Consider the following 5,167-nt stretch of genomic DNA (forward strand, 5'->3'; position numbering starts at 1 on the left):
TTCACTTTGTTCTTCAACATCCATTCATACAGCTGGCTGATATCCTGATCCATAATGAAAGCTATGTTTCCCGAACGTTCTTCAGGGCGGGTGGAACTGTAAACTTTTAGTCCACGCCCTGCCAGTTGTTCAAGAATTTCATCGCCCAAATCCATCACCCGCTTTTCAATATTTTCTATTCCTGTTTCAAGTAGAAGTTCCAATGCCGTGCCAAACGCGTGGATGCCAATGGTATTGAGCGAGCCTTCTTCAAACCGTTGCGCGTTAGGTTGAAATGTAAACTCATAATTCATGAAGTCGTTTGCATTAACCATGTTCCCCCACCCCACCGTTACAGGATATACTTTCTCAAGAACATCCCTAGAAATATAAAACCCTCCCAGCCCCTCGACACTGAGCATCCACTTATGTCCATCTGCCGAAAGGAAATCGATATGGTCACGTTTCACATCCATAGGAAGAACGCCCAGGCTTTGAATGGCATCGACACAAAAAAGAATTCCCTTTTCCTTACAGAACGAACCAATGCGGTTGAGATCACAACGAAAGCCGCTATTGCACTCTACTGAACTGATGGATATCAGCTTAGTCCGCGCATCCACTTGTTTGACCAGATCATCAAATAAAATCCTCCCTTCCACTGAAGGAACCATGCGGGTTTCAACCCCCAGGCGTTTCAAGTTCCACCAGGGGTAAACATTTGCCGGGAACTCAATGTCCGGGATAACCACATTATCGCCCGTCTGCCAATCCAGGCCATTGGCTACAATGGACAATCCCTCAGATGTATTTTTGACGAATGCAATTTCATCTTTATCGGCATTAATAAGTTGGGCAAAGTTATTCCGAGCCCGATCGACTTCAACCATCCATGATTCATAATGAGCTGTTCCATAACTGGTGGCATCTTCCACAAACCCTGTTACTACATTTCGCACTCTCGCTGGCAAAGGAGCCACTCGGGCATGATCGAAGAAGATCAATTCTTTTACCACCGGGAACTCTTTCCTTATTTTTTCAAGATTCAAAATTAAAACTCCAACTAAAAATCAAATGACAAATACCTCTTAGTCCTTTGTTTAGCCAAACGTTTCAAAGAGGCATTTAAATTGAAGGGTAGCCAATGAACTGCTCTCATATAACTTCTCAAGTCTGATCGTGTGCGGAATTGATGGCCGGGGTTATTTTTTGATCAGCCAGTGTCACACCGGTTGCTTGTTGCCCTCAAAATATATTTAAAACCATATTTATTTCGGATACGGTCAATACCCTGATACAAATCGTCCCAATTTTTTCCACACTTACTATTAAATAAATCCCCCTGCCTGAGAGGAGATGGCGTTAAAGAAGTAAAAGCAATTCCTATAAGGCGAACGCGGGTGCGGGGTGTGAATACACTCCGAAACAATCTCATACCGGTTTTGAATAGTTTATAGTCTTCAGCCGAAGGCGTATCCAGTTTTTTCGACCGAGTTACTGTTTTAAAATTAGAGTAACGAAGTTTCAATGTTACCGTCCCAGCAAACAAATTATTCTTTCTGAGCCGGGCCGCAGCTTTTTCGGTCAAATAACTGAGCGTTGATTCAAGAAAAATCGGGTCCGTCGAATCTTTTTCAAAAGTAGTTTCACGACTGATTGAGTGAGGGTCTTCAGTTTCACTGATGACAGGACTATCGCTTATTCCCCTGGCCTTACGATATAGCGATTGACCCCACTTCCCATAATCTTGTTCCAAGGTAGAAAGGGGTATACGGGCAAGGTCCCCGACAGAACCTACTCCCTTGCGTTCTAATGCAGTAGCTCCTTTGGGTCCAATCCCCGGAACACATCGGATAGGCAGTGGAGCTAAAAACTTTTGTTCCATACCCGGTGCAATCCACAACATTCCATTGGGTTTGCAATGAGCCGAGGCAATTTTAGCAATGAGCTTATTGGAAGCAATTCCAATGGAAGCATTCAATCCAAGTGTTTCACGGATTTCCTTACGAATTTTCTCAGCAGACTCCAGTACCGGGCCGTACAGTCTTTCGCAACCTGTCAAATCAATAAACGCTTCATCTAGAGACATCGGCTCCACCAGAGGAGAAAATCTTCTCAAAATTTTAAACACCTTTGCCGAGAACTCACTATAACGCTTGCCTGATCCGCGTAAAAAAATAGCATGTGGACACAACCTTTTCGCTTGCGCAACCGGCATGGCAGAATGGATGCCGAACTTCCTTGCTGTATAGGAAGCGGCAGCTACAACTCCCCTGGCCTCGGGATTGCCTCCCACAATCACCGGTTTATTTTTGAGGGAAGGATCGCGCAGTTCTTCCACCGAAACGAAAAACGCGTCCATATCCACATGTAAAATTTGTCTCAAACTCAACCTGCTTTCAACTAGGGTAGTTTCGTCATTCATTAAACTTTCGCAAAACCCCAATGACTACACCCTGAATGGCAAAATCACCTTCTCGTACAATAATTGGTTTCATATCCGGATGAGCGGGTTGCAGGCGCACTCTGCCATTCTCCCGGTAAAAACGCTTCAAAGTGGCCCGATCATTATCGATCAAAGCCACAACCGTTTCCCCGTTTTCAGCCACTTCTCTGCGTTCAACAATCACATAATCACCATCCGTGATATGGTCCTCTATCATCGAACTGCCTTTGACCTTGAGTACAAAAATATCCCTGTCGCCTGAGTCTGGCAAAAGAGCCATCACTTCGCGATGGTCCATCACCTCTATAGGACTACCTGCCGCAATATGCCCAAGAACCGGGTATTCCCGAACCGGTTCTTCCAACACTTCAATCGCTCGGCTCAAATTATGTTTTTTTTTGATCAGCCCTTTTTTTTCCAAATGACTCAAGTGCTTGTGCACCGTAGCTGGAGAACTGAGTTGGAACTGTTTGCCAATCTCCACGATGCTCGGCGCATACCCCTTAGCATTTATATGCTTCTTGAGATAATCGTAAATCTCCCTCTGGCGTTTGGTGAGATGCATGATAAAACCTCCAGGCAAATATTGTCTCAATATAGGCGAAAATATATCGAAAATCAAGCCTGCCATTTTAATGAATCTTCAAGAGGCGGTTGCAAGGCTTCTAACTATTGGAGGCGATTGATTATTGAGCAAGGAATCGGCAAACCCTTATAATTGCTTCCCACGAATGTGGGTGGTATTCTGGATAAAATTATGATTGAAAAACCGAAAATACTGTTTTTATGTACTGGCAATTCGTGCAGAAGCCAAATGGCAGAGGGATGGTCAAGGCATTTAAAAAGTGATTCCTTTACTGCATTTTCGGCCGGAATCGAAGCACATGGTCTTAATCCAAAAGCAGTTCAGGTCATGCAAGAAGCTGGAGTGGATATAACCTGTCAAAAGTCTCAAGAAGTGCAGGAGCTTGAAACAATACCTTTTGACTTTGTAATAACAGTATGTGGTCATGCCAGTGAAGTCTGCCCGGTTTTTAACTGTTCGACCCGGGTCATACATTTTGGATTTGATGACCCACCCAGGCTGGCTAAAAATGCAGAAACCGAAGAAGAAGCATTGAGTCATTATCGAAAAGTACGGGATGAAATTCGTACTTTTGTTGAAACTCTACCAGAGGTGTTATGGTAGCCGGCAAAACATCAGCGGCAGGTATGCATTTTATACCCACCTGAACCCTCTTCCCGCAGGGGAGAAGAAGGAATTAATCATGAGATGGTTCACCTTGAAAATTATTTTTCTCTTAACACTCGCCCTGTTTGTAAATTATTCCCTCGGTGAGAGCGCACCAAATGAATCCTGGAATATCCAGAAAGTCATGGCTCCCTTTCCTAAAGAAACGATCACACGAATAACAGTAGTCGGTGATACAGGCACCGGGGAGCGTGCTTACGCACCCGGATTTTACGCTGTACAAAAAGCCATGCGCGACACTAAGCCCGATGCATTACTGCACCTTGGCGATTTCGTTTACCAGCCAGAAATGTTTCCAGACTCCTGCCCAGACCGGTTCATTGAAGAAATTAAAAACAATCTGGTCACACCTTACCCGTTACGCATTTTTGTGGCAGGCGATAACGACCTTCCCGCAAATAAAAGGAAACCAAAAGCTTCAGGTTGCTGGGACAAAATCGATCCGCTTGATTCAGGATTCGACAATTTACCCGAACACGGCACAAAACCCAGAGCTTTTGAAGGAACACGAGTGGTGGGAAACACGCTGATAGGTGTTATCCATAATTATCCCTGGCAAGATCCAACAAAGTGGTTAAAACCAAGGATTGAAGAGGCTCGACAAAAAGGGCTTTGGATCATTCTCGCTGTCCATGAACCGGCGCTCACGACAGCATGGTATCAGGACAAAAAGGAAACCGTTCTTAAACAATTAAATGCCTTAAACCCAGACCTCGTGTTAGCTGGTAATCAACACTCCTATGAGCGATTTCATCCCATGAGTTCCAGTGAGAAAACACCTGTCATAAAATCAGAATCGGGCAAATACCTTAGAGGAGACGGCCCCATATACATTGTATCAGGTGGAGGCGGAGCAACTTTTAAACCTTTTGCGGACATGCAGAAAATAGAGGAGTACACCGCCCCAAAAGAGGTGTTTGACAACCTGGCAAAAAGAGCACTCATGAACCATTTTATAACTCTGGATATTTCTCGAAATACTTTAAAGGGAACGGTATGGAGGGTGTGTGTAAAAGATGACCCTAACGACCACCAAAATCCGCGCTGGAAAGCAAGAAAAGATTTCTGGAACAGCATCACTCTGGAGTGTGATGGGAAACCGGAAGGAGTTGCTATTTATGAAGAATTTGAAATAAAAGACAAGACCCGCAAACCTTATTCACTGATCCCTAAAACTCTCGACACCAATCCTTAAACAGGCTGATTTAAAAAACTGCACACCTTTTGGGAAACCACAATTATACCAGGCCGGGAGAGCGGGTTATTTAATCACCCTTCAAGATAGAATCTATTTCATCGCAGGTTTTCTTCACATCCTGCGCTGAAATATCCAACGCGGCTTTTTCTTCATCGGACAAGTTCAGTTCGATGATCTTTTCAATTCCATTTGCACCCATCATGACGGGTACGCCAAAGAATATTCCATCCCACCCATACTCCCCTTCCAGAAAAGCGGTACAAGGAAGAATGCGTCGCTTGTCCTGCAAAAT

The 5,167-nt window shown here is 44.3% G+C and carries 6 protein-coding genes; 2 read left to right on the forward strand and 4 right to left on the reverse strand.

What is annotated here, in order from left to right; all coding sequences use genetic code 11:
* The 3 genes from F3741_09820 to lexA form a co-directional block, all read right to left on the reverse strand.
* A partial coding sequence (locus F3741_09820; protein MZG31080.1) for an aminotransferase class V-fold PLP-dependent enzyme occupies nucleotides 1–1,028 on the reverse strand: 1,028 nt, incomplete at its 3' end.
* A gap of 164 nt (nucleotides 1,029–1,192) precedes the next feature.
* Complete coding sequence (gene dinB / locus F3741_09825; protein MZG31081.1) at nucleotides 1,193–2,404, reverse strand: DNA polymerase IV; 1,212 nt, start codon at nucleotides 2,402–2,404, stop codon at nucleotides 1,193–1,195.
* Nucleotides 2,397–2,993, reverse strand: coding sequence for a repressor LexA (gene lexA, locus F3741_09830; GenBank protein ID MZG31082.1), 597 nt, complete (start codon nucleotides 2,991–2,993; stop codon nucleotides 2,397–2,399). The genes dinB and lexA overlap by 8 nt, the downstream gene beginning before the upstream one ends.
* 189 nt (nucleotides 2,994–3,182) lie before the next feature.
* Between lexA and F3741_09835 the strand changes: the two genes are divergently transcribed.
* Nucleotides 3,183–3,614 (forward strand): arsenate reductase ArsC, encoded by a 432-nt coding sequence (locus tag F3741_09835; protein MZG31083.1) that lies wholly within the window; start codon nucleotides 3,183–3,185, stop codon nucleotides 3,612–3,614.
* Entirely contained in the window at nucleotides 3,568–4,872 is a 1,305-nt protein-coding gene (locus tag F3741_09840) for a hypothetical protein (GenBank protein ID MZG31084.1), read from the forward strand. The genes F3741_09835 and F3741_09840 overlap by 47 nt, the downstream gene beginning before the upstream one ends.
* A 70-nt stretch (nucleotides 4,873–4,942) precedes the next feature.
* Here the strand turns inward: F3741_09840 and F3741_09845 are convergent.
* Nucleotides 4,943–5,167, reverse strand: a 225-nt coding sequence (locus F3741_09845) for a malate dehydrogenase (GenBank protein MZG31085.1), incomplete at its 5' end; no start/stop codon positions are given.

Source organism: Nitrospinota bacterium (assembly GCA_009873635.1).
Taxonomy (GTDB): Bacteria; Nitrospinota; Nitrospinia; order Nitrospinales; family VA-1; genus LS-NOB.

Coding starts and splice junctions, on each gene's coding strand:
- dinB (MZG31081.1), bottom strand. CDS start 2,404: ATGAATGACGAAACTACCCTAGTTGAAAGCAGGTTGAGTTTGAGACAA.
- F3741_09835 (MZG31083.1), top strand. CDS start 3,183: ATGATTGAAAAACCGAAAATACTGTTTTTATGTACTGGCAATTCGTGC.
- F3741_09840 (MZG31084.1), top strand. CDS start 3,568: ATGAAATTCGTACTTTTGTTGAAACTCTACCAGAGGTGTTATGGTAGC.